The following is a 1181-nucleotide window of genomic DNA, read 5'->3' as shown; positions in this document are numbered from 1 at the left end:
CTAGTGTGAGTGGTAATCGGATGGTGAACGTGCTGCCTTTGCCAGACTGCGACTCAACTTCGACAGAGCCATTAAGCTCTTGGATATTTCGTCGCACAACGTCCATCCCGACGCCACGACCTGAAATATCGGTGATTTCAGCCGCGGTCGAAAATCCAGGTTTGAAAATCAAATCATAGATCTGTTCATCGCTGAGATTATCACTCGCTTTCACCAAGCCATTATCAATGGCTTTCTCAAGAATACGATCACGATTCAGGCCTGCGCCATCATCAATGATTTGAATCACTATGTTGCCACCCTGATGAAAGGCATTCAGAGTAATTTTACCCATTTCATCTTTGCCAGCTGCAACGCGCGCTTCAGGCGATTCAATGCCGTGATCTAACGAGTTTCGGACTAGATGAACAAGAGGGTCTCCAACACGTTCCATCACTGTTTTGTCGAGTTCCGTTTGCTCACCCATCAACTCCAACTCAACATGCTTGCCGAGTTGTTTGCTCGTATTATGAACCAAACGGGGAAACCGCGAGAACGCAAAACTAATTGGTAGCATGCGTATACGCATAACGCTTTCTTGAAGCTCACGCGTGTGATTGTTGAGCTGCTCAAGCCCTTCCATTAGTCGTGGCAACTTGTCGACAGTAAAATTTCTGCCGAGTTCACCTAGCATAGATTGGGTAATCACTAGTTCCCCAACCATATTAATCAGGCTATCAACCTTGTCGGTTCCGACACGTATTGACGCACTTTCAGCCTTCGCTTTGGGTTCGGCTTTGGCCGCAGTAGTTTGAGGTTTTTCTGCGACGACTTGGCTCGGAGCGGATTCCGCTACCACAGGTGCAGGTTCAGCTGGCGAAGACGCATCCTCTGAGGTATTTGAACTCGACGCTTCGGCAAGCCCAGCACCGCCGATATCTATTGCCTCAATCGTCAATTCAGAATCATCAACGACCCATTCGAACACTTCGTCGACTTGCTCTTTTGTTGCCTCGCCAAACAAAGAAATATTCCATGCGAGATAGCAGGCATCAGCTTCAATGTCATCTAGTTTCGGGACATCTGAGGCATCCACGTCGACCTCAAGCTCACCGAGTTCAGCCAGCTCTCTGAACATCCGAACAGGCTCGTTACCCGTTCGTAAAATATCTGTAGAAGGACGGAAAAATATTTGCCATCCG

The 1181-nt window shown here is 48.2% G+C and carries 1 protein-coding gene; it reads right to left on the bottom strand.

What is annotated here, in order from left to right:
• The coding region (locus A3762_RS04300) for a chemotaxis protein CheA (protein ID WP_231878727.1) at window positions 1–1117 on the bottom strand (1117 nt) is incomplete at its 3' end.
• Between the last annotated feature and the right edge of the window lie 64 nt (window positions 1118–1181).

The organism is Oleiphilus sp. HI0125 (assembly GCF_001635355.1).
This window is presented reverse-complemented; position numbering and strand designations above follow the sequence as displayed.